Origin of the sequence: Pseudomonas sp. Irchel 3A18, assembly GCF_900187465.1 — a bacterium.
Taxonomy (GTDB): Bacteria; Pseudomonadota; Gammaproteobacteria; order Pseudomonadales; family Pseudomonadaceae; genus Aquipseudomonas; species Aquipseudomonas cichorii.
Genome location: NZ_FYDI01000019.1, coordinates 1 through 26,124 on the forward strand (window position 1 = coordinate 1; position 26,124 = coordinate 26,124).

The 26,124-nt window shown below is 57.9% G+C and carries 24 protein-coding genes; 19 read left to right on the plus strand and 5 right to left on the minus strand.

Features of this window, described 5'->3' with window-relative positions:
• From CKW23_RS26825 to CKW23_RS23685, 3 genes are all read left to right on the plus strand, one after another.
• On the plus strand, positions 1–274 hold a 274-nt coding region (locus tag CKW23_RS26825), incomplete at its 5' end, for a hypothetical protein (protein WP_218250574.1).
• Between the two features lie 144 nt (positions 275–418).
• Positions 419–1,303 (plus strand): threonine/homoserine exporter RhtA, encoded by an 885-nt coding sequence (rhtA, locus tag CKW23_RS23680; RefSeq protein ID WP_025259461.1) that lies wholly within the window; start codon positions 419–421, stop codon positions 1,301–1,303.
• 194 nt (positions 1,304–1,497) lie between these two features.
• A complete protein-coding gene (locus CKW23_RS23685; protein WP_025259460.1) occupies positions 1,498–1,812 on the plus strand; it encodes a hypothetical protein in 315 nt (104 codons plus the stop codon).
• A gap of 24 nt (positions 1,813–1,836) precedes the next feature.
• On the opposite strand, the gene CKW23_RS23690 is transcribed toward CKW23_RS23685, so the two are convergent.
• Positions 1,837–3,636: an aminopeptidase P family protein gene (locus CKW23_RS23690; protein ID WP_095068449.1), complete on the minus strand. Its 1,800-nt coding sequence runs from the start codon at positions 3,634–3,636 to the stop codon at positions 1,837–1,839.
• 54 nt (positions 3,637–3,690) lie between these two features.
• Complete coding sequence (locus CKW23_RS23695; protein WP_095068451.1) at positions 3,691–4,869, minus strand: cysteine desulfurase family protein; 1,179 nt, start codon at positions 4,867–4,869, stop codon at positions 3,691–3,693.
• A gap of 816 nt (positions 4,870–5,685) precedes the next feature.
• Here CKW23_RS23695 and CKW23_RS23700 point away from each other — a divergent pair.
• From CKW23_RS23700 to ssuE, 16 genes are all read left to right on the plus strand, one after another.
• Positions 5,686–6,471, plus strand: coding sequence for a hypothetical protein (locus CKW23_RS23700; RefSeq protein ID WP_025259457.1), 786 nt, complete (start codon positions 5,686–5,688; stop codon positions 6,469–6,471).
• 62 nt (positions 6,472–6,533) lie between these two features.
• Positions 6,534–7,655: a DegT/DnrJ/EryC1/StrS aminotransferase family protein gene (locus CKW23_RS23705; RefSeq protein WP_025259456.1), complete on the plus strand. Its 1,122-nt coding sequence runs from the start codon at positions 6,534–6,536 to the stop codon at positions 7,653–7,655.
• A 5-nt stretch (positions 7,656–7,660) separates the two neighbouring features.
• A complete protein-coding gene (locus CKW23_RS23710; protein WP_095068475.1) occupies positions 7,661–9,178 on the plus strand; it encodes a lipopolysaccharide biosynthesis protein in 1,518 nt (505 codons plus the stop codon).
• A gap of 3 nt (positions 9,179–9,181) precedes the next feature.
• Positions 9,182–10,114, plus strand: a complete 933-nt coding sequence (locus CKW23_RS23715; RefSeq protein WP_095068453.1) for a glycosyltransferase family A protein — start codon at positions 9,182–9,184, stop codon at positions 10,112–10,114.
• Complete coding sequence (locus CKW23_RS23720) at positions 10,104–10,556, plus strand: low molecular weight protein-tyrosine-phosphatase (RefSeq protein ID WP_025259453.1); 453 nt, start codon at positions 10,104–10,106, stop codon at positions 10,554–10,556. The genes CKW23_RS23715 and CKW23_RS23720 overlap by 11 nt, the downstream gene beginning before the upstream one ends.
• Positions 10,557–12,773 carry a polysaccharide biosynthesis tyrosine autokinase gene (locus CKW23_RS23725; RefSeq protein WP_025259452.1) on the plus strand — a complete coding sequence of 739 codons (2,217 nt, stop codon included), beginning with the start codon at positions 10,557–10,559 and terminating at the stop codon, positions 12,771–12,773.
• 53 nt (positions 12,774–12,826) lie between these two features.
• Positions 12,827–13,615, plus strand: coding sequence for a WbqC family protein (locus CKW23_RS23730; RefSeq protein ID WP_025259451.1), 789 nt, complete (start codon positions 12,827–12,829; stop codon positions 13,613–13,615).
• Between the two features lie 4 nt (positions 13,616–13,619).
• Complete coding sequence (gene rfaH / locus CKW23_RS23735; RefSeq protein WP_025259450.1) at positions 13,620–14,129, plus strand: transcription/translation regulatory transformer protein RfaH; 510 nt, start codon at positions 13,620–13,622, stop codon at positions 14,127–14,129.
• Positions 14,130–14,222: 93 nt separating this feature from the next.
• On the plus strand, positions 14,223–15,224 hold the full coding sequence (locus CKW23_RS23740) for a glycosyltransferase (protein WP_025259449.1): 1,002 nt from the start codon (positions 14,223–14,225) through the stop codon (positions 15,222–15,224).
• Positions 15,221–16,456 (plus strand): glycosyltransferase family 4 protein, encoded by a 1,236-nt coding sequence (locus CKW23_RS23745; RefSeq protein ID WP_025259448.1) that lies wholly within the window; start codon positions 15,221–15,223, stop codon positions 16,454–16,456. Before CKW23_RS23740 ends, CKW23_RS23745 begins: the two co-directional genes overlap by 4 nt.
• Positions 16,457–16,562: 106 nt before the next feature.
• A complete protein-coding gene (locus CKW23_RS23750; protein ID WP_236249349.1) occupies positions 16,563–17,846 on the plus strand; it encodes a hypothetical protein in 1,284 nt (427 codons plus the stop codon).
• Positions 17,847–18,065: 219 nt separating this feature from the next.
• Positions 18,066–19,181 carry a glycosyltransferase family 1 protein gene (locus CKW23_RS23755; RefSeq protein WP_095068455.1) on the plus strand — a complete coding sequence of 372 codons (1,116 nt, stop codon included), beginning with the start codon at positions 18,066–18,068 and terminating at the stop codon, positions 19,179–19,181.
• A gap of 77 nt (positions 19,182–19,258) precedes the next feature.
• A complete protein-coding gene (locus CKW23_RS23760) occupies positions 19,259–20,485 on the plus strand; it encodes a glycosyltransferase family 4 protein (protein ID WP_095068457.1) in 1,227 nt (408 codons plus the stop codon).
• 13 nt (positions 20,486–20,498) lie between these two features.
• Positions 20,499–21,911, plus strand: a complete 1,413-nt coding sequence (locus CKW23_RS23765; protein ID WP_025259444.1) for an undecaprenyl-phosphate glucose phosphotransferase — start codon at positions 20,499–20,501, stop codon at positions 21,909–21,911.
• 163 nt (positions 21,912–22,074) lie between these two features.
• Positions 22,075–23,163 carry a polysaccharide biosynthesis/export family protein gene (locus CKW23_RS23770; protein WP_025259443.1) on the plus strand — a complete coding sequence of 363 codons (1,089 nt, stop codon included), beginning with the start codon at positions 22,075–22,077 and terminating at the stop codon, positions 23,161–23,163.
• 229 nt (positions 23,164–23,392) lie between these two features.
• Positions 23,393–23,974 carry an NADPH-dependent FMN reductase gene (gene ssuE / locus CKW23_RS23775; protein WP_025259442.1) on the plus strand — a complete coding sequence of 194 codons (582 nt, stop codon included), beginning with the start codon at positions 23,393–23,395 and terminating at the stop codon, positions 23,972–23,974.
• Between the two features lie 102 nt (positions 23,975–24,076).
• Here the strand turns inward: ssuE and CKW23_RS23780 are convergent, their stop codons facing one another.
• The 3 genes from CKW23_RS23780 to CKW23_RS23790 form a co-directional block, all read right to left on the minus strand.
• Positions 24,077–24,685: a LysE family translocator gene (locus tag CKW23_RS23780; RefSeq protein ID WP_025259441.1), complete on the minus strand. Its 609-nt coding sequence runs from the start codon at positions 24,683–24,685 to the stop codon at positions 24,077–24,079.
• 135 nt (positions 24,686–24,820) lie between these two features.
• Positions 24,821–25,102, minus strand: coding sequence for a hypothetical protein (locus CKW23_RS23785; RefSeq protein WP_025259440.1), 282 nt, complete (start codon positions 25,100–25,102; stop codon positions 24,821–24,823).
• Positions 25,103–25,170: 68 nt separating this feature from the next.
• Positions 25,171–26,079: a LysR family transcriptional regulator gene (locus CKW23_RS23790; RefSeq protein ID WP_095068459.1), complete on the minus strand. Its 909-nt coding sequence runs from the start codon at positions 26,077–26,079 to the stop codon at positions 25,171–25,173.
• Positions 26,080–26,124 lie beyond the last annotated feature (45 nt).

Sequence of the window (26,124 nt, forward strand, 5' to 3'; positions counted from 1 at the left end):
CAACAAGTTTCAAAGTTTCCTTTGCAACTTCAACCACTTGCGCTTCGATCAACCTCAGGTTGCTCGTCAGCGGGAGGCGAATTCTACAGGACCCGAAGGCTGTGTCAAACGCTTTCTCACACCGCTGTCGATCCAACCTCGATCGAAGCACTTCCAACTCGACTCCAGAACCGCTAAACACTTGCAAACTATTGATTTACAAGGCTTTTTCAGTTCCGTCTGCGCCGGAAGTGGGGCGAATTATAGAGACATTAAATCGCCCGTCAACCGTTAATTTCGATTTCGGCAAAACAAGCCTCTCCAGCCTCCCTTCTATATAAGAACACCACACCAACTGCGCAATATATTGCGCAACCCCACTTTATTAAGCATCATACTGTCCTCACTACCCCCCGCTTACTCTGGATACACACCCGAAATGACCAACAAGCCTCGTATCGCCTCCATCATCTTTCCCCTGGGATTGCTGATGATTGCGATGGCCTCCATTCAAAGCGGCGCTTCGCTGGCCAAAAGTCTTTTCCCCGCCGTAGGCGCACAAGGGACCACCACGCTGCGACTGGTCTTTGCCAGCTTGATCCTGCTGGTGATTTTGCGTCCATGGCGAGCGCGCCTCACTGCCAACTCATTGCGCACGGTGGTCATTTACGGAATCGCACTGGGCGGGATGAATTTTCTCTTCTATATGTCCCTGCAAACCATTCCGCTGGGCATTGCAGTCGCCCTGGAGTTTACCGGGCCACTGGCTGTCGCCCTGCTCTCTTCACGCAAAGCCATCGACTTTCTCTGGGTGGTATTGGCCGTTGTCGGTCTGTTACTGCTCATACCGATCGGCCAGTCGAGTGCCAGCATTGATCTGCTCGGCGCAGGCTATGCGCTGGGCGCCGGTGTGTGCTGGGCGCTTTATATCCTGTTCGGCCAGAAAGCCGGTGCCGACAACGGGGTCCAGACCGCAGCACTGGGGGTCATCATTGCAGCGATCTTCATCGCTCCGATCGGAGCGGTACATGCAGGCTCGGCACTGCTCGACATTTCCCTGATCCCTGCCGCTCTGGGGGTCGCGATTCTGTCCACTGCATTGCCTTATAGCCTGGAAATGGTCGCACTGACCCGCATGCCCGCACAGACCTTTGGAATGCTGGCAAGCCTGGAGCCGGTGTTTGCCGCCTTGTCAGGCATTCTTTTCCTTGGCGAACACCTGACACTGGTCCAGTGGCTGGCAATTCTAGCCATCATCATGGCATCCATCGGCGCCACCCTGACGTCGACGTCAGGCAAACCGCAGCTCGTGCCTGCAGATTGAGCCTTCAGGAAAATGGATATGCTTTTGGGTGACAGAGCACTAGTATTTGTCACGCGCATGAGCCATGTTTAAGCCTTTATGATTTCTCGCTTCGCAGATAATGCCATCGAGACATCACGTTACGAACGTCATTATGTGATCACAAGAACTCAGGCCAGACGCTGGCTTTGAATAATGACCAGTTAAGGAAGGGCATGAAATACATCTTTATCGTACTGGCGTTACTCGCCGTCGCCGGATGTGCGACAACGTCCAACCCTGTCAAGCAAGGCAAGCGCGGTATCCACATCAATTGCTCGGGCCTGTCTTCATCCTGGGAAAAATGCAACGAACTGGCTACGAATGCCTGTGAGTCCAGGAGCTACAAGGTCATCGCCAAGTCCGGCGATGTGGTGGAAGATCCGGGCGATTACCCGTTCGGTCTGAACCCGGCAGGCTATACCAGCCGCAGCATGATCATTGTTTGCCGCAAAAGCTCGCCGATAGGCCAGGCCGCGTCGAAGCCCTGAGGCTTCGACGCCTCAACACAGGTATCAAACCGCCGCTGTGCGGACCTGCAGCCACTTCAGGGCCGCACCCTGCAGCAACGGGCTCAGGCGCTCATTGACGTGAGCATGATAGTCGTTGAGCCACTTGCGCTCGTCCTGGCTCAGCAGTGAGATTTCCAGGCAGCGCGTATCGATCGGGCACAGCGTAAGCGTCTCGAACCTGAGAAATTCACCGAACTCGGTATTGCCCGCTTCCTGGTTGATGACCAGGTTCTCGATTCGCACTCCCCAGCGACCCGGCCGGTAAGTACCCGGCTCGATGGACGTGATCATCCCCGGCAACATTGCTGTCTGTGGCGTGGCTGCCGCCTGATAGGCAATGACCTGCGGCCCTTCGTGCACATTCAGGAAATAGCCGACACCGTGCCCGGTGCCATGACCGTAATTGACCTCATCGGCCCAGATCGGCGCCCGGGCAATGGCATCCAGCAACGGCGACAGAATCCCCTTCGGAAAACGAGCCCGGGACAGAGCAATCACGCCCTTGAGCACTCGCGTACAGTCCAGCTTCTGCTCGGTGCTGGGCATCCCTACCGGAACCATGCGCGTAATGTCGGTGGTGCCGCCCAGATATTGTCCACCAGAGTCGATCAGCAACAGGCCGTCACCCTCGATCTGCGCATGCTCCTCTTCACTGGCACGGTAATGCGGCATTGCCCCGTTACCATTGAATCCCGCGATGGTGGCAAAACTTGGCGACACATAACCAGGACGTTTCTGACGAGCTTCGCCGAGTTTTTCGTCGATGGTCAGCTCACTCACGGGCTCGCGCCCCAATGCCGCGTCAAGCCAGGCAAAGAACTCGCACAGCGCTGCACCGTCCTGCTCCATGACCTGGCGAATGTGCCGTGTATCAGCTTCGGTCTTGCGGGATTTGAACAAGGTGCTCGGATTCAACCCTTCGACCAGCGTCACTTCACTGTCCAGGTAATCGAGCAGGCCACAGGTCACTCGTGCCGGATCCACCAGCAGACGCGCATCCTTTGGCACTTCACGCAATGCTGCGCCGATCTGCGTGTACTCCAGCAGGTTGATACCGTCGCGCACAAGACTCTGGCGCACATCATCGCCCACCTTGTCCGAGGCCACGAACAACGTGACGCTCTGAGGCCCGATCAGCGCAAAAGAGATAAAGACCGGATTGTAGGAAACATCGGTGCCGCGCAGATTGAACAGCCAGGCAATGTCATCCAGGGTCGCGATGAAATGCCAATCGGCCCCACGCTCAAGCATGGTCTGACGCACTCGGGCCAGTTTCTCGCCCCGCTCAAGGGTCGCGTATGGCGGCAGATGCTCGAATACGGGATTGGTTGGCAAGGCAGGACGGTCTTTCCACAGCTCATTGAGCAGGTCCATGTCCGTGCGCAACCTGGCGCCACGGGCATACAGCTTGCTGGCAAGACTGCGAGAGGAAGCGACAGCCAGCACGGCACCGTCGACGGCAACCACCGTTTCAGCCCCGGCCTGATCGGCAAGCCACTCCAGAGGACCTTGCTGGCCGGGAAGCAGCTTGACCAGTTCGATACCGCTGCCCGCCAGCTCCTTGGTCGCCTGTTCCCAATAACGACTGTCGGCCCAGACACCGGCGAAATCCTGAGTGATGACCAGCGTTCCCACGGAGCCATGGAAACCGGAAAGCCATTGCCGACCTTGCCAATAGCCAGGCAGATATTCGGAGAGGTGGGGATCTGCCGAGGGCACCAGATAGGCATCGATCTGTTCCCTACTCATCAAGGCGCGCGTCTGCGCCAGACGTTCTGCCACTCCTGTGGATTGCGTACTCATTGACTCTCCTGACCCGATTTAATCGCTATATCGGGTCAGATAATGGAGCACCAATCAAGACTGAGCAACCGCCCAGAACGCAGGCTGGATCAATGAGGCACGAATCAACTCCACGGCGCGCTCGATATCCTGCTCGTGGGTGAAACGTCCCAGGCTCAGGCGAATGGTCTGACTCGCCGCCTGCGGGCTGTGCCCCAGCGCCAGCAGCACGTGCGAAGGCGTGTTCTTCGCGGAGTTGCAGGCCGAGGTGGATGAGAAAGCCAGGCCGTTGCCAAGGGCAGCGATATTGAGGTCGCTCTTGCCGAAGGTCAGGCTCAGGGTATGTGCAATACGCTGATCAGGGCTGCCGTTGATTCTTACGCCAGGAATATCTGCCAGACGCTCACGCAGACGAAGATTCAGACGCTCGATATGGGCGATTTCCTGCTCCAGCGAATCGGCTGCCAGGGCGAAGGCTGCGCCCATTCCGGCAATCTGGTGAGTCGCGAGGGTTCCGGAACGCAGACCGCATTCATGACCGCCGCCATGGATCTGGGCCAGAACACGCTGCTCGGCACGCGGGCCGACATACAGGGCGCCAATACCTTTGGGACCATAGATCTTGTGCGCCGAAAACGACATCAGGTCCACGGCCAGTTCCGCCAGGTTGATCGCCAGCTTGCCGGCACCCTGGGCCGCATCCACATGAAACAGCGCGCCGTGTGCCCGGACCCGCTCGCCGATTGCGGCGATGTCGCTGACGGTTCCCAGTTCGTTGTTCACCAGCATCAGCGACACCAGAAAGGTGTCGTCACGCAGAGCTGCACTAACAGCGTCGGGAGTGATCAGGCCATCGGCATCTGGGGCAAGGTAGGTCACCTCGTAGCCACCGGCTTCGAGCTGCTGGGCTGTATCGAGGATGGCTTTGTGTTCGATCTGGCTGGTGATGATGTGCCCGCCGGACTTTGACGTGCGCAGTGCCTGCTCCTGTGCCACGCCCTTGAGCGCCAGGTTATTGGACTCGGTCGCGCCGGACGTCCAGATAATCTGCCCGGCCTGGGCACCGACCAGCCCGGCCACCTGCTCGCGTGCGTATTCGACTGTCAGGCGCGCCTGCTGGCCATATGAATGAGAACTGGAAGCGGGATTGCCGAAATTGCCCGTTATTCCCAGACACTTGACCATCACCTGAATCACGCGCTCGTCCACGGGGGTGGTGGCAGCGTAATCGAAATAAAGCGCAGAATTTTGCATGTACAGCCCTCTGAATTGCCCAGCCCGGCATCCCGAACTGCTTACATGATCGACATATCCCTTCGATCCGGTTCAAACCCTGAGACCATCCTCAAAGCACGCCACGTTACATATCACAGCATCAATATTGCATGAAATCACATAGAACTAAAAATTATATATTATTATTTGTATATTCAAATAAGGAATAAAAGGTGCTCTGCAAACGTGTCGACAGCACCTATGCTCAGCGCTCTGGATCCTCTTGTACAAATGTTACACCCGCTGTTGTGTAAATATGCCCAAAAAATGACACCGCCCTCTTATGAGGCATACGTTATTTTTTTGACTCCGTTTTAAATCAATGACTTATTTATTTAATGAAACGATTTATCAAGTATTTAACAGAAAGCTGACGAAATAATTTGACAGATTGGCTGACGCTACCAATATATAGGACTGTCAGCCCCATCCTGGACTGTACGTAAATGCCACAGAGCACAACGCAGGATCGGGCCACGCCGTAGCTTTCTTGTTCTGCCCACGATGTTAGTTGTTTCCACGGAGCCTTGCCCTCGCCCCGCTGGATGTCTGTTGACTCATGAAACCCTTGAAATTACTGAACACGTTCGGTGTGGCGGTAGCTTTGTCTGAAGCAATCGCTCGACTGGAACGGATTCGTTCAATCAGGCTGGAGTGGGTGTCATTTGAATGAATGCAAGTCCGGATCCCGAGGATTCGGGCGGTAGCGTGCCCGGACATCCGGTAAATCCAATAACCAGGCCAGCAGTTTCGCTTTTGGTTTTTCGCCTCCACCTGCCCAAAGGTGTAACTGAAATGCCACTGATACCCGCTTTCGACGCCCTACAGATTCAACACCTGGCCAACGATATAGATGCACAGGGATTCACTACCCTCACGAACATATTGAGCGACACCGACCTGGAGCAGTTGCGGGCCTTCACCGACAGCCAGGCGTCCAAGCATCCGGGTGAGTACTTTGCCTACCATGGCGAAAAAAGCCTGGGCGAAAGCCTGCTGGCCAGCCTCTGGTCAGACCCGACATTCAAACAGCTCATGGCCAGCCTCTACCGGCATGCCGCCCTGCAGGAAAGCCCCAGCGAGCAGATATTCCCTGTACTGCGCTGCATACAGGGTTCCCAGGGAGTACGGGAGTCCAACTGCTTTCACTTCGATGCCAGTCTGGTCACCGCATTGATTCCGATCTACATCCCGGTCGACGGCGAAGAATGCGGCGACCTGATGCTGTTCACCAACGCACGCAAGCTGCGCAACAACGTGGCGCGCAATGTCGTCGAGAAGGCACTGTTACAGAACCGCTTCAGCCGCTGGCTGACCTGTGCCGCCATCAATCGCGGCTGGCTCAGGCCGACAGTCCTGAAACTGCAGCCCGGCAATATCTATCTGTTCTGGGGCTATCGCTCCTTGCACGCCAACCAGCCATGCAGTCCTGGTCTGAAACGGGCCACGGCCATCCTGCATTTCGGCGACCCCCACAGCGGCAGCACGCTCACCCGCCTGATTCTGGGCATGAATCAGGGCCGGGCAGCACGTGTCAGCGCACAAACCAGTTCTTCGCCTCCAGAACCGACCTCTCCCTAGCTAAGGCAAGGAACAGGCGCCCACCGCAACAGAACGATCCGACAAGCGACATGGAGGTTTCGATGATTAACGTAACCAAGACTTACCTGGGTGATATCGACAAGTTCAAGACGTATGTCGAAGGTATCTACGCACGAGGCTGGCTGACCAACCACGGGCCACTGGTGGGCGAACTGGAAAGCCGGCTCAAGGATTACCTTGGGGTCAAGCACATCATCCTGACCAACAATGGCACCCTGGCGTTGCAAGTCGCCTATCGCGCCCTGGGCCTGAGCGGCAGCGCCGTGACCACACCCTTCAGTTTCGTGGCGACCACCAGCTCCCTGCAATGGGAAGGTATCCGGCCGATCTTCGCGGACATAGACCCCCATACCTGGAACATCTCGCCACAACACATCGAAAGCGCGATCACCGAAGACACCCGTGCGATTGTCGGGACCCATGTGTTCGGCAATCCTTGCGCCGTCGACGCCATCGAGCAGATTGCGCGCAAGCACCGGCTCAAGGTGGTCTACGACGGCGCCCATGCATTCGCAGTGCGTCATGGCGGTCAGTCAGTGCTCAACCGGGGCGACATCAGCACCCTGAGTTTTCATGCGACCAAGCTGTTTCACACCATCGAAGGCGGCGCGATCATCACCAACGATGACGAACTGGCCAGACGCGTCTATCTGCTGTGCAACTTCGGCATTGCTGATGTCGACAAGATCGACGGCATTGGCATCAACGCCAAGCTCAACGAGTTCTCGGCCGCCATGGGGCTGTGCATTCTGGACAATATCGAGAATATCCTCGAAGAACGTGCTGAAATCGCCCATCGCTACAGCTCGCGTCTGGAAAGTTACCTGGACCTGCAACGACCCGAGCCCGACAGCGAGTTGAATAACAGCTACTTCCCGGTGGCCCTGCAGGACGAGCAGCATCTGCTCAGGGTACGTGCCTCGCTCAACGCCCGCAGTATCAACCCGCGCCGCTACTTTTACCCGTCTCTGGACACCCTCGAATACCTCCAGCCGCAGCCTGGGCAACCCGTGTCACGAGCCTTGAGCGAGCGTGTGCTGTGCCTGCCCATCTACCCCGGCCTGCCGCGTGACGATCAGGACCGGGTCATTCATACCCTGATCGAAGAATGCAGCCTGGGCAGCGTGAGCTACCAAAGCCCTGCCATTGCCCAGGTCATCTGATGCCCATGTTCAGCAAACGCTCCGTCATCGGCAATACCGCGCTCAATTACGCGGGGCAGGCTTATGTAATGCTGGTGGGCATTCTGATCATGCCGTTCTACCTCGGCCATCTGGGCGCCGAGGCGTATGGCCTGATCGGTTTCTTCACTGTCATGCAGGCCTGGCTGCAATTGCTCGATGCCGGTATGTCGCCCAGTCTGGTACGTGCCGTGGCCCAGCATCAGGGCACGCCGGCCAGCGAAAGGCATCAAGGGCGGATACTGCGCTCGTTCGAGATCATGTTTCTGCCGCTGGCGCTGTTCAGTGCTGTGGCTGTCTATGCCGCCAGCCCATGGATTGCCGTGCACTGGCTCAATGCCCAGGCATTGCAGCCCCAGACGCTGATCAACTGCATCGGCCTGATGGGCGTGGTCATCGCCTTGCGCCTGTACTCAACGCTGTACAAGAGCGGTATTCAGGGGCTCGAACAACATGCCTGGCTCAATGGGGTAAACATCGCCATCGCGACCCTGCGCTACTTCGGCGGGTTGTTGCTGGTGAGCAGCTTTTCTCAGGACCCGCAGGATTTCTTTGAATTCCAGGCCGCTGTTGCTGCGCTCGAAACCCTGATATTCGCTACACGGGCCTGGCGTCAGATGCCGGTTGCCCACTGGCTCACAGGCATTGACTGGCGGCTGGTCAGACCGATCCTGCCGTTCGCCGCCAGCATTTCTCTGAGCAGCATCCTGTGGATCGTGCTGACCCAGATAGACAAGGTACTGCTCTCGGAAATACTGCCGCTGGATCAATACGGGTATTTCTCGCTGGTCGCGCTGATCACCACCGGCATCATGATGCTGACCAACCCGCTGGTGCAGGCCTTGCTACCCCGCCTGACGGTATTGGTGGCTGAAGATCGTCAGCAGGACATGCATGCCTTGTTTCTGGCAGCCAACCGTTTTGTCTGCACCTTTCTGTTCCCGTTGGCCGCCATTGTTGCCGCGCACGCCGAGCCGCTGATCTATGCCTGGACCGGCGATCAGGCTGCCGCTCAATGGGGGCGCTCGGTTCTGTGCTGGTACGCACTGGGCAGCGCAATCATGGCGGCCAGCGCCTTTCAGTTCTACCTGCAATACGCCTATGGACAGATGCGGCTGCACATCTGGTACAGCGTCATCTCCGCCGTGATCACAGTGCCCGTCATGGTTGTCGCGATTCATTACCAGGGAGCCTACGGCGCAGCGCTGGCCTTTTTTTCACTGCGTGCGGTGTCGTTCGCGATCTGGCCGATGATCGTTCACCAGCGTCTGGCACCCGGCATTCACGGGCAATGGCTGCGCGACACCCTGCGAATCAGTGCCATGACCGCCGTCGGGCTGATCTGCAGCGAGCCGGTGTTTCGCATGATCACGCAACAACAGAGCCGCACGACCGTGCTGCTGGGCCTCGCCGCCAGCGGCCTCATCACCCTGGCGCTGGTGGCAGCAAGCTACAAACCGCTGGCGATGAAGATCTACATCTTGTTCAGCAAACCGAGTACATGAGCCATGGATGCCACTGTGAAAAATACGCGCCCTGACAACGCCGAACCGTTATTGAGCATCGTCTGCCCGGCCTACAACCAGGAGGCGTTCATCACCCAGACACTGGATGGCTTTCTGTCCCAGCAGACCAGCTTCAACTTTGAAATCCTGATCCATGACGATGCCTCAACCGACAGCACCGCGCAGATCATTGCGCAATACGCCAAGCGCCACCCGACGATCATTCGCCCCTTTTATCAGGAGGAGAATCAGTATCGTCAAGGCAAGCCCTGCGTCCCGGAACTGTTCGCCAAGGCCCGTGGCCGCTACATCGCCTATTGCGAAGCCGACGACTACTGGACCGACCCGCGCAAGCTGCAGTTGCAGGTGGACTTTCTGGAAAGCCATCCCGATTACGTCATCACCTATCACGACGCCATTGCCTTCGACGAGCACGGTCAATATGGCGTCCAGTTGCAGGGCAAGCTACGCGCCGACGCCACGGCCCTCGAACTGCAGATGGCGCGGCCTCTTTCTACCCTGACGGTCTGCTTTCGCAACGTGTTCTCCAGCATGCCGCCCGAGCTGAAACCACTGATCGCCCCTCTCAACGACCTGTGCTGGTGGTCATTGCTGGGGGCCTTCGGCAAGGGCAAGTTCATCGCCGAGATCAAACCCGCTGCTTACCGGCTGCATCCCGGCGGGATCTTCTCCATGCGCAGCAACAAGCGAAAGATCCACATGAGCCTGCTGACCTTTTCAAGCCTGGCCAATTACTACAACCGGCTGGGCAATCAGCCGTTGTATGAGCACTTCCTGATGCAGGTGGTCAGCCTGTCGCTGGCGGCGCTGGTACCGCGCAACAAGTTTCAGGCGCTGCTGATGGTGGCGCGCAACTTCATCGTCAACCTCAGCAAGAGGCTGATCCCGTCAAACGGCAAGCACCATGTTCAGTAATGTGCTGGTGGTCTGCGTCGGCAATATCTGCCGCAGCCCCATGGCCGAAGCCCTGCTGCGCCATCGCCTGTCGTCATCCGCGGTGCATATCCATTCGGCAGGGATCGGCACGATGCCGGGCTCGTCCATCGACCCACTGGCAAAAACCGTATTGCAGGTTCATGGCGTCCCGACACGCCGCCATGAAGCGCGTCAGGTGAATCGGCAACTACTGCGTCAGGCAGATCTGATCCTGCTGATGGAGCAGCCGCACATTCTCAACATTCTGAAACTGGCGCCGGAAGTCCGTGGCAAGACGTTTCTGATCGGCAAGTGGCAACACCAGCAGGAAATAGCCGACCCCTACCGGGGGCCCAAGTCAGCCTTTGAAAAGACCTATGAGCATCTTTCGCGATGCGTTGACGACTGGCTTCCTTATCTTCAGTCAGGAGAAACAAGATAAATGACCGTCATGAACCGTTCCTCTCTGGATTACTACCAGGACACCCGGGTCGATTTGGCAACTATCTTGCGCATGCTGTTCGACCACAAGGGTCTGATCATCTGGATCGTCAGCCTGTTCTTCATGGTCGGCCTGGCCTACGCGATTCTTGCCACACCGATTTTCCAGGCCAATGCCATGATCCAGATCGAACCCAAGAAAGTGGGGATCGAAGGCACACCCGAGGTCAGCAACAAACCCATGTCGGTTTCCCAGGCCATGACCGAGATCGAACTGATCAAGTCACGGGCCTTGCTGGGCAAGGTCGTCGACGACCTGAAGCTCAATATCATCCAGAAACCCAACGTTCTGCCGGTCGTCGGTCCTTACCTGTATCGCACCTTCAAACCGGAATACGAAGGTGCCCTGGCCGAGCCGATGTTCGGACTGGAGCAATACGCCTGGGGCGGCGAGAAGATCGATATCTTTCAACTGGAGGTTCCGCAAGACCTTCTGGGGGAAGACCTGACACTGGTGGCAGGCAAGCCCGGCACCTTTGCACTTTATGACAAGGACCATGCCCTGTTGCTCAGCGGCGCCACCCACAGGACCGTCGAAGGTCGCGGCGTGAAGATCCAGGTCGCGGATATTCAGGCCCGTCCCGGTACCGAATTCACGGTCTCCCGGCTGCGTACCCTGAGCGCGGCACTGATTTACCAGAAACGCCTGAAGATCACCGAAGCCGGCAAGGACTCGGGAATCATCTACCTCTCCATCGAGGATCAGGACGCCAAACAGGCCAACGAGATACTCAACGAAATCAGCCGTCTGTATGTCCGCCAGAACGTCGAACGCAGTTCTGCCGAAGCCGCGCAGCGCCTGGAGTTCCTGCGCTCGCAATTGCCGATGGTGCGCAAGCAACTGGAAGAGTCGGAAGTAGCCCTGAACAACTTCCAGACCAGCGCCAAGTCGGTGGACCTGAGCATCGAAACCAAAGGTGTGCTCGATCAGGTGGTCAAGCTCGACTCCATGTTGTCGGAACTCAAGCTCAAGCGTGTGGAACTGGAACGACTCTATACCCGCGAACACCCGACCTACCGCAGCCTGATGAATCAGATGACCCAACTGGAGCAACAGAAGCAGGGCCTGCTGAAAAAGATCGAAGCCTTACCACTCACTCAGCAGGAATTGCTGCGCCTGACCCGTGACATGCAGGTCACCAGCCAGACCTACACCCTGATGCTCAACAAGAGCCAGGAACAGGACATTCTGCGGGCCGGCAGCATCGGTAACGTGCGAGTGATCGACAACGCCGATACCAACGTCGAAAGACCGGTCAAGCCGATGAAAACCCTGATCGTGCTGATCGCCACCCTGCTCGGCGGGCTGGTGGCCGTATCCATCATCTTTGTACGCCAGGCGTTCTATCGTGGCGTGGAAAGTGCCGAGTTCATCGAAAACATCGGCATGCCGGTCTACGCCTCACTCCCCTACTCCCGCCAGCAGGAACGTCTGGAGAAGAATCTGCAAAGCCGCGTTGCCAGCAAGGACTCGAAACTGCTGAGCATCGCCGCACCGACCGAGCTGGCCATAGAATCCCTGCGCAGCCTGCGTACCAGCCTGCACTTCGCCATGCTCGAAGCCCGTAATAACGTGCTGATGATTTCAAGCCCGTCTCCCGGCGTCGGCAAGTCGTTCGTCTCCAGCAACCTGGCGGCCATCATCGCCCAGACCGGCAAGCGGGTGCTGCTGATCGACGCCGATATGCGCAAGGGTTATCTGCACCGGGTACTGGGGCTGCAACCCAAGCACGGGCTGTCCGACACCCTGGCCGCGCGCCTGCACTGCACCGAAGTCATCAACCACACGCAGATTCGTCATCTGGATTTCATTTCATGCGGCTTCGCAGCGCCCAACCCTTCAGAACTCTTGATGCATGACAACTTCAACAAAATGCTCAACGAGCTTTCACCACTCTACGACCTGATCCTGATCGACACCCCACCCATCCTTGCCGTGACCGATGCGACCCTGGTGGGCCGTCAGGCGGGCACCTGCCTGCTGGTGGCCCGTTTCGGCGTGACCACCATCAAGGAAATCGAAGCCTGCAAACGCCGGCTCGGGCAGAACGGCATTCTGATCAAGGGCGCCATTTTCAATGCCGTGGTGCGCAAGGCATCGAGTTCCGATTACGACTGTGCTGCCTATGGATACAGCTACAACCCGGTTCACAAATGAAATAACCCAAGCCTCGACGCATAACTCACGCCATCCACCTAAAGGAGTTACACATGGCCAGGACCATAGCAATGATGCAGCCATACCTGTTTCCTTATCTGGGTTACTTTCAGCTCATCGCAGCCGCAGATGTCTTCGTCCTGGGTGACGATCTGCAATATATCCGTGCAGGCTGGGTCAACCGCAACCGTATCCTGTGCAACGGCGAAGCCCGGCTGATCAGCTTCCCGTTGAAAAAGGACCACTTCGCGCTGCCCATCATGCAGCGTCATCTGGTGGACAACTTCAACGAGGAAGCCAGTCGCCTCATCAACCTGATAACCCAGAGCTATCGCAAGGCGCCTTATTTCGCTCAGGTGATGCCATTGATCGAGCGCCTGATTCGCTTTCCGCAACAGAACCTTGCGCTGTACGCCGAACATTCCATCCGCGAGTTGTGCTCATACCTGCAAATCATCACGCCTATCCTGCGCGGCTCCGATCTGAAACTGGTGTCATGCACAGACAAGCAGGACCGGGTCATCAATATTGCGCACATCTTCTCGGCGACCACCGTTCTCAACCCGATCGGCGGTATGGAGTTGTACGACCGCGACCATTTCGCCCACAACGGCCTGCTGCTGCGGTTTTTCAAGATGGACCCGATTGTCTATTCGCAGTCTGCCCACCCTTTCGTGGCCAACCTGTCGATCATCGATGTGCTGATGTTCAACAGCCTGGAGCGCGTTCAGGAGCTGCTGACCCGTTACAGCAACAATGAAAGTGTTGCCGCCAACGACGCCTATATCCAGATCGGTACCGAAGCGGTATCGACCCTGTCTCCACAACTTGCAGTGGAGTGAAATCATGTCCGATTCCCATAGCAGCGCCCGCTGGTACCTGATACAGACCAAACCCCGACAGGAAGGCCGTGCTCAGGAGCACTTGCAACGCCAGCATTTCGAGTGCTACCGGCCACTGACCGTCAGTGACAACAAAAAGCGCATCGCCAAGACCGAAGAAGAATTGTTTCCGGGCTACCTGTTCATTCGCATGCATCAGGTCCATGACAACTGGTACCCGATTCGCTCGACCCGTGGTGTGGCGCGCATCGTGACGTTCGGTGGGCATCCGGTGCCTGTTCAGGATCATCTGATCGAACAGATCCGCCAGCGCCTGCTGGTGCCCAAACCCAGGGCGATGTATGCCCAGGGTGAATCGGTGCGCGTGACCGCGGGCGGTTTCTGCGATGTCGAAGCGATTTTCCTGGCAGCCGAAGGGACCGAGCGTGCAGTGATCCTGCTCAATCTGCTGCAACGTCAGCAGAAAGTGGTGATCCCCCTCAGCAGCCTGTCGCCGATGCAGGCCAGGGCCTGAACCCAACCATTCCGTAGGAGCGGATTTATCCGCGACGTCACTTGTTCGCGAATGAATTCGTTCCTACACAGACCTCCATCCTGGAACCTCACCATGATCAACCGAACCACGCTGGTGACGCTCACCTATGGTGATCGTTTCAAATACCTGCACACACTCGTCAGCCGCTCGCTGGAAAGCCCGCAGATAGAGCGCGTCATCATTGTCAGCAATGCCTCAGTGGCGCCTCTGGAATCCCTGAGCAACAAATGGCCCGGCCAGGTGCAGGTGATCTATCTGCCCGACAATACCGGCTCGGCCAATGGTTATGCGGTGGGTATCCAGGCCGCGTTGGATGCAGGGGCCGAGTACATCTGGCTGATGGACGATGACAACGCGCCGACCATCAATGCCATTTCGATCCTGCATAAATACCTGCATCAGCGCGAACAGATCGATGGCAAGGACAAGGCTGCCGTTCTAGGTTTCCGTCCGACACATCAGGCAGACATTGCTTCAGGCGTACCTCAGCGTTTCGCCATCCAGCGGCGCTCGAGCTTTTTTGGGTTTCATATCGCGCAACTGCCCTACAAGATCTGGCGGCGCCTGCCCTGGGGACGACCTCAAGCCCTGCAAGGCGCGCCACACATGGTGCAATTGCCCTTTGCAACCTACGGCGGCCTGCTGGCTCATCGCAGTCTGTACCAGAAGATCGGATTGCCCCTCGATGCCTTGAAGCTGTATGCCGACGACAGCGAATACACCTGGCGCATAACAGCGGGCGGCGGGCGGATCTTTCTGGTGCCCGAAGCCTTGCTCGACGATCTGGAAGACTCCTGGAACATCAAGGCTCGCAGCAGCAATGTCTATGAGAACTACCTGCTGGGCGGTTCGGATCTGCGCGCCTATTACGGTGCCCGCAACCAGGCCTGGTTCGACAAGAATGTCTGGGCCTCGTCATCGCTGCTCTACCGGCTCAACCGCGGGATATTCTTCTGTCTGCTGAGGCTGATTGCCCGCCGCTGCGACGCCGGGAAACGCCTGAACCTGATCGAAAAAGCCATACGTGACGGAGAAGCCGGCGTGCTGGGCCTGAACAGGACGTATCCACTATGAAAATCCTGTTCATCAGCAGCCTTTATGCCCCCGATATCGGCGGTGGTGCCGAAATCATCCTGCAACGCATGGTCGAAGGCCTGCAGCAGCGCGGTCATGGCGTAACGGTACTGTGTACCACCGCCAGGGCCGGATTGCACATGGACGCGGTCAACCAGATCAAGGTCTATCGTGCCGGTCTGCACAATACGTACTGGCATTTCACGGCACAGCGGCCGGGACGTCTGGCCCGGCTTGGCTGGCACCTGCGCGATCGCTACAACCCCGGCATGCGCGACCATGTGAAGCGTGTTCTGTCACTGGAGCAGCCCGATCTGGTGATGTGCCACAACCTCACCGGCTGGTCGGTTTCGGCCTGGGATGAAATCAGCCAGGCCAGCATTCCGGTCGTGCAGGTCCTGCATGACATGTACCTGCTTTGCCCTAGCAGCACCATGTTCAAGAAAGGTCATAGCTGCCGGAAACAGTGCGGGCTTTGCACACGGTTTCGCACGGGTCACGACGAACGTTCTTCGCAAGTGGACGCCGTGGTAGGTGTCAGCCGCTTTCTGCTCAACAGCCTGCAGGAAAAGGGGTATTTCAAGGGTTCAAAAAGCTACGTTGTCTATAACGCCAGCCCGTGCCCGGCCAATGACTCTCAAGTCCGGGCAACCGAGCCCGATTCGCCTCTGCGCTTCGGCTATATCGGTACCTTGTCGGACCCCAAGGGCGTCGGCTGGCTGATCGATCAGTTCCAGCATCTGCCGTTCAACGCCACCCTGCAGATCGCCGGGCGCGGGCAGATCAGTGACGAGGAGCGTTTCAAGGCAATGGCCACGTCACCGAACATCAGCTTCGTCGGCTACCAGAACCCCGAGGTTTTCTACAGCATGATCGACGTGGCCATCGTGCCCTCCATGTGGAACGAGCCATTCGGCATGGTCGCCGTGGAAGCCTGCGCCCATTCAAAACCGGTCATTGCCAGCCGCATGGGCGGCCTGACCGAGATCATCAAGGATCAACTCAATGGCCTGCTTTGCAGCCCCGACGACCCGGACTCGCTGGGGCTGGCCATGCTCAAGCTGCATCAGCAACCCAGATTGCTGGCACGTCTTGGCGCTCAGGCCCGTCACAGTGTCGCTGACTTTCTGAGCCTGGAACTGATGCTGGACCAGTACGAAAACATTCTGATCCAGACCTTGCAGGACAGGATCGCATTGCCCCGGCTGCATTCCCTGCCCGATACCGCGTAGTGACATCCATCAGCCCGTGCCCCACTGAGCAAGCGCTCCGGACCGTGCCTCTTCATTGAGACAACCCATGTCAAAAACACCTGCATCCTGTTGGCGAAAACTGTTGATGGTTTTTCTGCCGTGGCTGCTTTCGATCCGTATCGCACAGGGAGAAGAGCCCTTCATCATCGGCGTCGATACCCAGTTGATGAACGACAATGGCAATTCGGCCAAGGTCTTGAGGCTGCTGGAGGAAGCAGGCGTCACTTCGGTTCGCGACGATGCCTACTGGACCACCGTCGAACCCCGGCGCGGCCTGATGCGTATCGACCCTGCCTGGCGAGAATACTTGAGCAAGGCTCAGGAACACCGCTTGCGCCCCTTGCTGGTGCTCGGCTACGGCAACCCGTATTACGAAAACTATGCAAAACCCCGCCATCCCCCGGTCAGCCTGGCATTCGCCAACTACGTCAGCTTCGTCAGCCGGGAACTGGCCGACAGCGTCGACCTCTACGAGATCTGGAATGAGTGGGACCGGGACAACCCCGTCGATGCATGGGCCACCAAGGACTACAACAACCTGATCGAGGAAAGCGTCGCCCGCATCCGTAAACAGAAGCAGCCAGTGACCATACTGGCAGGCGCAGTGACCAGCCTGGGCATGGACCTGGGGTTTGCCGACAGGCTGATCCAGAACGGCATCCTCAACCAGGTCGATGGCTTGTCACTGCACCCTTATGTGCATTGCCGTCACGAAGAACGCCACACGCCCGAACGCTGGATCGCCTGGTTACGCTGGATCGACGCCGACCTGCGAACCCTGGCCGCCCGCCCGGTGCCTCTGTACCTGACAGAAATGGGCTGGCCCACCAACACGGGCAAATGCGGCATCAGCGAACAGACCCAGGCCGCCTTCCTGGCCCGCAGTTTTTTCCTGGCCCAGACCGTGCCGGACATCAAGGGTCTGTGGTGGTACGGCCTGATCGACAGCGGTCGGGACAGCAATGACCCGCAGCAGAACTTCGGTCTGCTCAAGTACGACCTGAGCCTGAAACCGGCCTACCTGACGCTCAAGGCCATCAGCAGTACGATTCTCGAATACCGCTATGACGCTGAAAAAAGCCGCGAGCTGGACAGCACGTATCTGCTGCGATTCGCCAAGGGCGCCGAACAGATACTGGTGGCCTGGACCACCGGCGTACCGAGGCTGACCCATGTGGAGGCCAGCAGCATGCAGCACGGCACAGTACGCATCATCGACAGCGGCCAGCCCGAAAGAGGTCAGTTCGACACCGATATCCCCTGGAACTGCAATGACGCACGCTGCTCGGCACAGGTTCCGATCAATGAGTTTCCAAAAATAATCAGTCTGGGCACAAGACCAGCGCTATTCGCTCACGACGCACACTGAAGCCCCCCCTTGCGTCAAGCTAATGCCGATCAGTAAAGGCGATAAATCACTTTGTGGGAGGCAGCTTGCTGGCGACTTCTTCAGACGCAGATTATCTGCCGGTTTTCAGGCCTTTTTCGCCAGCAAGCTGCCTCCCAGAGGTTTTGTTTGTGCCTCAACTGATCAGCATCAGTGCGTCAAGCGAACACACACCACCCACTACCTTGCAGGATGCACTTAATGATCTTTATCAATGCCCGGTTTCTTACCCAGGAAATAGGCGGGGTCCAGCGCTTCGCAGAGCAGTTATGCCTTGCACTCAAGGAGATACGCAACGATCTGGTTTTTGTCACCCCCCACGGGATCAAGCGTCATGAAAGCGCCAAGGCGCTGGAGGTGCGCTGCATCGGACGCAATAGCGGTCATCTGTGGGAACAAATCGACCTGCCGCTGTACCTGCGTCGCCAGGGCAGCCCGCTGCTGCTGTCGACCTGCAGCACCGGCCCGGTTCTTTACAGCAATCAGATTGCGACCCATCACGACATTACCTATGCACGCTTCCCGCAGAGTTACACACGAACCTTCAGGACCGTTTACCGGATCATCACGCCGCTCCTGCTTTCGCGGATCAAAACGCTTGTGACCAGCAGCAGTTTTTCCAGAGGCGAGATTTCCCGGTTCTACGGTTTCCCGGAAAAAAAGGTTCTGGTTCTGCCCGCCGCCGTCAGCGACGCCTTCATCCCTCAGCCCCCTGCGCAAGATACCGGGAAATACTTGCTGGCCGTGTCATCCCCAAGTGCGCACAAGAACTTCCACCGAATGATCCAGGCCTTCATGAGCTTGCGCGGGCATGAAGATGTCCAGTTGCACATCGTCGGCGGCGCCCACGGGGTCTTTGCAGACCCGGACCTGCAACGCCTGGCCTGCCGGGACCCACGGATCCGCTTTCTGGGACGCCTCAGCGATGCCGAACTGATCAGGCAGTACCAGGGCGCCACGGCTTTCGTCTTCCCTTCTCTGTACGAAGGCTTTGGCATTCCGCCGCTGGAAGCCCAGGCCTGCGGTTGCCCGGTGCTGGCGGCCAATGCGGCCTCGATCCCCGAAGTGCTGCAATCCAGCGCCCTGTATTTCGACCCTCTGGATGTCAGCCACATGGCTGCCGCCATGCAGCGGGTGCTGATCGATGAGCCGTTACGCAAGGCATTGCGCACACACGGCCTGAAGAACGTGACGCGCTTTTCCTGGGAAAGCTCGGCCATACGCCTGTCACAGCGCATCGATGCCCTGCTGGGCTCATCCCCTCAACACGCCGCCAATGCCCGCTCCGTGCCGGAAACCCCTTCGGGAAAAAGCTGAATCTCAATAAAACTGCCACGCCAAGACGCGATCAGCCTGCGCCTGAAGTAGAGCGAGCTACAGAGCAAGGAATCTCCATGAGAATTGCTATCGTCCACGACTGGCTGGTGACCTATGCCGGTGCCGAGCGCGTGCTGGCTTCACTGATCAATATCTGGCCCGAGGCGGATCTGTTTGCGGTCATCGACTTTCTCAGCGACGAAGACCGCGCCCATCTGGGCGGCAAGGTCGCCAGGACCACCTTTATCCAGAATCTGCCAGGCGCCAGAACCCGATACCAGCGCTACTTGCCATTGATGCCACTGGCCATCGAGCAACTGGATCTGTCCGGCTATGACCTGATCATCAGCAGCAGCCATGCCGTGGCCAAGGGTGTGCTCACCGGTCCCGACCAGTTGCATGTCAGCTATGTCCACTCGCCTATTCGCTATGCCTGGGACCTGCAGCATCAATACCTGCGCGAGTCGGGCCTGGACAAGGGCCTCAAGGGCAAGCTGGCGCGGCTGGTGCTGCATTACATGCGCATGTGGGATCAACGCACCGCCACCGGCGTCGATGACTTCATCGCCAACTCGCGCTTCATTGGCGCAAGGATCTGCAAGGCTTACCGCCGTGAATCCACGGTGATCTACCCGCCGGTAGACACCCAGAGCTTCACCTTCCAGGAAGGTCCTCGGCAGAACTATTACTTCACCGCCTCACGCATGGTGCCTTACAAGCGCTTGCCAATGATCATCGAAGCCTTTGCCGCCATGCCGGACAAACAACTGGTGGTAGTGGGCGATGGCCCGGACATGGCCAAGGCCCAGGCCATCGCCAGCAAGGCACCCAACGTCCGATTGCTGGGTTTTCAGCCGGCAGCGGTGTTGCTTGAGCACATGCGCGCCGCCAAGGCATTCGTGTTCGCGGCCGAAGAGGATTTCGGCATCAGCCCGGTGGAGGCTCAGGCCTGCGGCACACCGGTGATTGCCTTTGGCAAGGGCGGCGTGCTGGAAACAGTCCACGGGCTGGACCACCCTCACCCCACCGGCGTGTTCTATCGGCAGCAGAACATGGCATCGCTGATCGCTGCCGTGGCCGAATTCGAGTCCGCGCAATCGCTCATCAGTGCCCAGGCCTGCCGTGCCAACGCCGAGCGCTTCTCGGTCCGGCGTTTTGAGCAGGAAATGCTGTCGTTCGTCGAGAGCCGATTGAGCGCCACGCAATTGACCCAACTGCCGACCCGGCACTGGCTGAATCCGAACAGCCCGAACCTGATCAACAACGAAGTGTCGCCCCGAGTCGTTCCAGCCGAATCCGTTTGAGCGAGCCCACTAAATGCGCACCCCAGTCCGCGGCATCCTGCATGCCCACCAATCAGCCTTATCAGTGGCTCATCGTTTGCTGGATCTGACAATCATTGTGCTGATCGGCTATTGGCAGAGTCAGCAACAACCGGCCGCCAGCACTGCCGAAATCTGGTTCCAGATCATCCTCGCCGTACTGGTTTTCCATTGGCTGAGCGAGTTTCACCAACTCTATGGATCATGGCGCGGCGAACGCATCCTGCGGGAGCTGGCCAAGGTCTTCAATTACTGGGCACTGACGTTCGTTATTCTGCTGTCCGTAGACTATTTGCTGCTCAGCAGTTTCCGGATGCCCGATAACAGCCACATGACCTGGTTCGCGCTGGTACTGGCCGCCCTGTGTGGCTATCGGCTGCTGATTCGCCGGGTTCTGCATGGTTTGCGGCGTCACGGCTTCAATACAAGGCGGGTCGCGATTGTCGGTACCGGTCAGGTCGGTGCCCGGCTGGCGCAGTCCATTTCCAGCGCGCCGTGGATGGGCCTGAATCTGCTGGGCTTCTACGACTCGCACCCCCGCCAGATGGAACTCAATAACAACGATCATCATGTACCGGTGCTGGGCAATCTCGAACAACTGATCGACGACGCCCGAGAAGGCAGGATCGACAAGGTTTACATCACTCTGGCATTCAGCGGTGAGCCACACCTGCGTGAGCTGATCACAGGTTTGAGCGACACCACCGCCTCGGTGTACCTGATCCCGGATGTCTTCATGTTCGAGCTGCTGCATGCGCGCAGCGAAAGTATCAATGGCCTGGCCAGCATCAGCATTTTCGATTCGCCCATGGATGGCGCCTGGAGCCTGGTCAAACGGGCCGAGGATATTCTGCTGTCGATCCTGATTCTGCTGTTGATTGCCCTGCCCATGTTGCTGATTGCCATTGCGATCAAGCTGACGTCACCTGGCCCGATCCTGTTTCGCCAGCGGCGCTACGGCCTGGACGGACGACCAATCATGGTCTGGAAGTTTCGCAGCATGAATGTTCAGGAAAACGGGGCAGTCGTGCGCCAGGCCACCCGCAACGATGCGCGCATCACACCGCTGGGGGCTTTTCTGCGCCGGACATCCCTCGATGAGCTGCCGCAGTTTCTGAATGTGCTGCGCGGCGACATGTCCATCGTCGGCCCGCGCCCTCATGCCGTGGCGCATAACGAGCAATACCGCAAGCAGGTCAGCGGCTACATGCTGCGGCACAAGGTCAAGCCGGGCATTACCGGCTGGGCACAGATCAATGGCTGGCGTGGCGAAACCGACACGCTGGACAAGATGCAGAAGCGTGTCGAGTTCGACCTTGAATACATCGAGCACTGGTCAGTCTGGCTGGATCTCAAAATCATCCTGTTGACCCTGTTCAAAGGTTTTCTCAACAAGAACGCCTTCTGACCGGTTCGACAGACCTTACCCCAAACGAAACGAAGGATTCCGGGCACCCGACGCCGGAGGGAGGTATGTGCGCGCACCAGACATCAAGCCGCAGCGACATGTGGAACAGGGAAGCAATGAAATCATCGTGGTGCCAGATGCACCGTCAGCAAGGAACTCTCATATGAATAGAAACCTGGTTGTTATGCTGCTCTGCGGTCTGATACTGCAGGGATGTGTGTTTGCCCCCGGCCAACACATGACTTCAGAGGACGTCACAACGGATGATCCGGACGGCCCCAAGGCTCAATTGGTCAATATCACCCCCAAGAGCCTGCAACAACAGCAGCAACGCATCGCTTCCAATGCGGTGGCCCTGCCTCCTGAGCTGCTGAATTACAAAACCCCGGAATATGTGGTCGGCCCGGGCGATACCTTGCTGGTAACGGTCTTCGAGCATCCAGAACTGACAGCTCCGGGCTCACAGGACCAACTGGACGCCAACACTCGGGAAGTACTGAGCGACGGCACGCTGTTCTTCCCTTATGTCGGCCGGATCAGGGCGGGAGGCAAGACGGTCAGCCAGATTCGCGAACAACTGCGCATGGGGTTGGCACCGCAATACACCGAGGTCAAGGTGGACGTGAAAGTGCTGCGCTACAACAGCCAGCGCGTCCTGCTCTCGGGTTCGTTCAAGACCCCCGGCCCGCAATCGATCACCAACATTCCCTTGAGTCTGGTGCAGGCAGTCAGCACCGCCGGCATTGATCTCACCGATGCCAACCTGGCAGGCCTGAGCCTGAGGCGCGATGGCCGGGACTACTTGATCGATATCGACTCGCTGAACCGCCAGGGCTCGCAACTGAGCAAGATATTTCTCAAGGATGGCGACTACCTGCACCTCAACAGCAACTCCAAGAACAAGATCTACGTGCTGGGCGAAGTGCGTAACCCGCAGGTCATTTCCTTCGGCACCACCAGCGTGACGCTGCTCGAAGCCTTGGGCAGTTCCGGCGGTCTGAGCCCGGAAAGTGCCGATGGCGACGCGGTGTATGTGATTCGTGGTGCCGAGAACCAGGCCAATGCGGCGTCCACGGTCTATCACCTCAATGCCGAAAAGCCCACCGCTTACCTGCTGGCCGGCCAGTTTGAACTCCAGGCCCAGGACGTGGTGTTCGTCGGACCTGCCAATATCACGCGATGGAGCCGGTTCATCAGTCAATTGCTCGGCTCAGCCAGCGTGGTCCAGACAGGCGCAGCGTTCACGAACTGAACCTGACCATAAAACATCCCTGCACTGGCCTGTGCGGGGATTTTTTTGCCCGCCGAAAGTGTCTGCCCAGCAACAGCGGATCAGCACTTGCCTGCCGATTCAGCATCAAGCATTTGCAATGCCTAGACCTCACCTAAAAATAAATCCTTTATTTTCAATAGCTTGGTAAAAATACGAGGCTGGCACACATGCTGCTTTGCAGGTATACGCTTATCGCAAGGAATTCAGCATGTTGGTCGTTTCGCTTTCAGGCAGCCCCTCCCCCAAATCCCGCTCCGGCGTCGTCCTGGCCCATGCCGGTCGCTGGCTGGAAAATCAGGGCGTCAATGTCACGACGCTGCGCATCCGTGACTTCAAGGCTGAAGACCTGCTCTTCGCCCAGTTCGACAGCCCTCAGGTCCAGGACTTTATCGAAGCCGTCCGCCAGGCCGATGGCCTGCTGATCGGCACGCCGGTCTACAAGGCCTCGTTCTCCGGCGCCCTCAAGACCCTGCTGGACCTGCTTCCCGAGCGGGCCCTGCTCGGCAAAGTGGTGCTGCCATTGGCTACCGGCGGCAGCATCGCCCATATGCTGGCCGTGGATTACGCCCTCAAGCCGGTGCTTTCCGCGCTGAAATCACAGGAAGTGCTGCACGGTATCTTCGCCATCGATAGCCAGATCAGTTACAGCGATAACGAACTGGGCGGTGAGCTGGATGAAATTCTCACCGAACGCCTGCGTGAAGGGCTGGAGCATTTCCTGCTGGGCTTGCAGCATCGGCTTCAGGCACGCAGAAAACAGCAAGGCGGGCATTTGCAATTGGCGTTGTAGCTGCTTTCGCGAATGAATTCGCACACAGGTTTTATGTGTGTGGGAGCGAATTCATTCGCGAACAATCCCAGACAATGATTTTGGGGGGGGCAGTTCAAAAGCCTAGTGCTCAAGCACCAACGGATACAGCGACACCACCAGCAAAACCGCCATCACGCCATTGAAGATCCTCAGCTTCAGAGGGTCGCGCAAGACGTTGCGCAGCAAACTGCCGAACCCGGCCCAGATGCAGACGCAAGGCAAGCCGATCAGGGCAAATACCGACGCGATGACCAGCACATTGGTGAAATACCCTTCCACCGGCGTGTAGGTGCTGATCGCGCCAATCGCCATTACCCAGGCCTTGGGATTGACCCACTGGAACAACGCCGCCGGGAGAAAGCCCAAGGGTTCGCCACGCTGTTCAGAAGAATCGGAGGCCGGACCCGAAGTCGCGATTTTCCAGGCCAGGTACAGCAGATAGGCCGCGCCCACATAGCGCAGGATGGTGTAGAGCACAGGCCAGGTCTTGAACAGACCGCCCAGGCCAAAACCCACCGACAATATGAGGACGAAAAAGCCGATACTGATCCCCGCCATATGCGGGAGGGTACGTTGGAAACCGAAGTTCACCCCCGATGCCAGTAGCATCGTATTGTTGGGGCCAGGGGTCACGGAGGCGACAAACGCAAACAATGCGAAAGCCAGCAGCAGATCGAAAGAGAGAAACATCGCACTGTCCAGAAGAGGGTGAAGTCAGGCGCTCACCCTAGCGGAGCATCACCTGCAAACACACGGACAGTGTGGCAAACTTTTACAGGTACAGTTTCATTAAAAATCTATTTTTGCAAAATTGTTAAGCCGCTTTCAGCCGCGACCGCCTTCCAGCAAGGTTCCACGATCAACGCTCACTTCACCGGCTTTATCAAACTCGCGAACCTGTTGAATGGACGGATCAGCCATCAGTTGCGCCTTGCGTGCGTGATATTCGTCGAAAGACAGGCCGCGACGGTTCAGGTCTTCCAGTGCCAGTTGATGAGTTTCCTCAGCGGTGTAGGGACGTAACTCGACCGAGTGATGAGTTGAACAGCCGCCCAGCAGCACAGCGCTGAAGAACACGACAAGACCAAGAGCAAAGAAATGATTCATGGGAGCCTCCAGACTGACTCGTTTTCGGGAATGAACAAAGGTTAATCCCCGGCTCCCTCAGGCAAAAATCATCCGTCGTGATAGTAGCTATCGACTTTTGCGGAATACTGAATCAAGACCTCACGCAACGCATGGGCGGCCGCTGACAGCTTGTGATCGGCCAGCATCATCAGACCGATGCGCCGCTCGATACGCGGCTCGACCAGAGCAATGCAGCGAGCGCCCAGTTCCTGCATCTGCTGGATGCATAACGCAGGTACCGCACTGACGCCCAGGCCATTGGCGACCATGCGGCCGATGGTGGACAACTGATGACTCTCGAAGGCCACCGAAAGCTTGCCGTGCTGCGCTGCAATCGCTTCCTCCAGCAGCAGGCGCACGGCTGAAGGACGTTGCAGGGCGATGAAGTCCTCGCGCAGCAGCTCGCGCCAGGTCAATTGCTTGCGCCGGGCCAGTGGCGAATCCGCTGCGACCACGGCGACAAAACGGTCCATGTAAAACGGCGTGAAGACCAGCGAATTACTCGATTCGGGCTCAAAGCCGATCCCCAGTTCGACCCGGCGATGGCGCACCATTTCCACCACCTGCTCGTTGATCACGTCATGCACCGCCACGTTGACCCTTGGGTAAAGCCCGCGAAAGACCTTCAATGCGCCCGGCAACAGATTGCCCGCAAACGAAGGCATTGCCGCCACCGACACTTTGCCCATCTGCAGCGTGAAGCGCTGGCGCAGCAGTTCTTCGGTGTTGTCCCAGTCGGCCAGCAACTGGCGCGCCAGCGGCAGCAGGGTTTCGCCTTCCGGGGTCAGGCTGACCGTACGCGTGGTGCGCGTGAGCAACTGACCGCCTAAATCCTCCTCCAGGCTCTTGATGGTCAGGCTCAGGGCCGGCTGCGACAGATGCAATCGCTCTCCGGCCTGGGCAAAGCTCAGGCATTGGGCAACCGCCAGAAACGCCCGAAGCTGTTTGACGTTCATATATTTGCTTTTCTTATCAATTGATCAGAAAAACAAAATTAACAA

What these genes read in the sequence shown, in the direction of transcription:
- rhtA (WP_025259461.1), top strand. Translation starts at nt 419, where the DNA reads ATGACCAACAAGCCTCGTATCGCCTCCATCATCTTTCCCCTGGGATTG.
- CKW23_RS23685 (WP_025259460.1), top strand. Translation starts at nt 1,498, where the DNA reads ATGAAATACATCTTTATCGTACTGGCGTTACTCGCCGTCGCCGGATGT.
- CKW23_RS23690 (WP_095068449.1), bottom strand. Translation starts at nt 3,636, where the DNA reads ATGAGTACGCAATCCACAGGAGTGGCAGAACGTCTGGCGCAGACGCGC.
- CKW23_RS23695 (WP_095068451.1), bottom strand. Translation starts at nt 4,869, where the DNA reads ATGCAAAATTCTGCGCTTTATTTCGATTACGCTGCCACCACCCCCGTG.
- CKW23_RS23700 (WP_025259457.1), top strand. Translation starts at nt 5,686, where the DNA reads ATGCCACTGATACCCGCTTTCGACGCCCTACAGATTCAACACCTGGCC.
- CKW23_RS23705 (WP_025259456.1), top strand. Translation starts at nt 6,534, where the DNA reads ATGATTAACGTAACCAAGACTTACCTGGGTGATATCGACAAGTTCAAG.
- CKW23_RS23710 (WP_095068475.1), top strand. Translation starts at nt 7,661, where the DNA reads ATGTTCAGCAAACGCTCCGTCATCGGCAATACCGCGCTCAATTACGCG.
- CKW23_RS23715 (WP_095068453.1), top strand. Translation starts at nt 9,182, where the DNA reads ATGGATGCCACTGTGAAAAATACGCGCCCTGACAACGCCGAACCGTTA.
- CKW23_RS23720 (WP_025259453.1), top strand. Translation starts at nt 10,104, where the DNA reads ATGTTCAGTAATGTGCTGGTGGTCTGCGTCGGCAATATCTGCCGCAGC.
- CKW23_RS23725 (WP_025259452.1), top strand. Translation starts at nt 10,557, where the DNA reads ATGACCGTCATGAACCGTTCCTCTCTGGATTACTACCAGGACACCCGG.
- CKW23_RS23730 (WP_025259451.1), top strand. Translation starts at nt 12,827, where the DNA reads ATGGCCAGGACCATAGCAATGATGCAGCCATACCTGTTTCCTTATCTG.
- rfaH (WP_025259450.1), top strand. Translation starts at nt 13,620, where the DNA reads ATGTCCGATTCCCATAGCAGCGCCCGCTGGTACCTGATACAGACCAAA.
- CKW23_RS23740 (WP_025259449.1), top strand. Translation starts at nt 14,223, where the DNA reads ATGATCAACCGAACCACGCTGGTGACGCTCACCTATGGTGATCGTTTC.
- CKW23_RS23745 (WP_025259448.1), top strand. Translation starts at nt 15,221, where the DNA reads ATGAAAATCCTGTTCATCAGCAGCCTTTATGCCCCCGATATCGGCGGT.
- CKW23_RS23750 (WP_236249349.1), top strand. Translation starts at nt 16,563, where the DNA reads ATGGTTTTTCTGCCGTGGCTGCTTTCGATCCGTATCGCACAGGGAGAA.
- CKW23_RS23755 (WP_095068455.1), top strand. Translation starts at nt 18,066, where the DNA reads ATGATCTTTATCAATGCCCGGTTTCTTACCCAGGAAATAGGCGGGGTC.
- CKW23_RS23760 (WP_095068457.1), top strand. Translation starts at nt 19,259, where the DNA reads ATGAGAATTGCTATCGTCCACGACTGGCTGGTGACCTATGCCGGTGCC.
- CKW23_RS23765 (WP_025259444.1), top strand. Translation starts at nt 20,499, where the DNA reads ATGCGCACCCCAGTCCGCGGCATCCTGCATGCCCACCAATCAGCCTTA.
- CKW23_RS23770 (WP_025259443.1), top strand. Translation starts at nt 22,075, where the DNA reads ATGAATAGAAACCTGGTTGTTATGCTGCTCTGCGGTCTGATACTGCAG.
- ssuE (WP_025259442.1), top strand. Translation starts at nt 23,393, where the DNA reads ATGTTGGTCGTTTCGCTTTCAGGCAGCCCCTCCCCCAAATCCCGCTCC.
- CKW23_RS23780 (WP_025259441.1), bottom strand. Translation starts at nt 24,685, where the DNA reads ATGTTTCTCTCTTTCGATCTGCTGCTGGCTTTCGCATTGTTTGCGTTT.
- CKW23_RS23785 (WP_025259440.1), bottom strand. Translation starts at nt 25,102, where the DNA reads ATGAATCATTTCTTTGCTCTTGGTCTTGTCGTGTTCTTCAGCGCTGTG.
- CKW23_RS23790 (WP_095068459.1), bottom strand. Translation starts at nt 26,079, where the DNA reads ATGAACGTCAAACAGCTTCGGGCGTTTCTGGCGGTTGCCCAATGCCTG.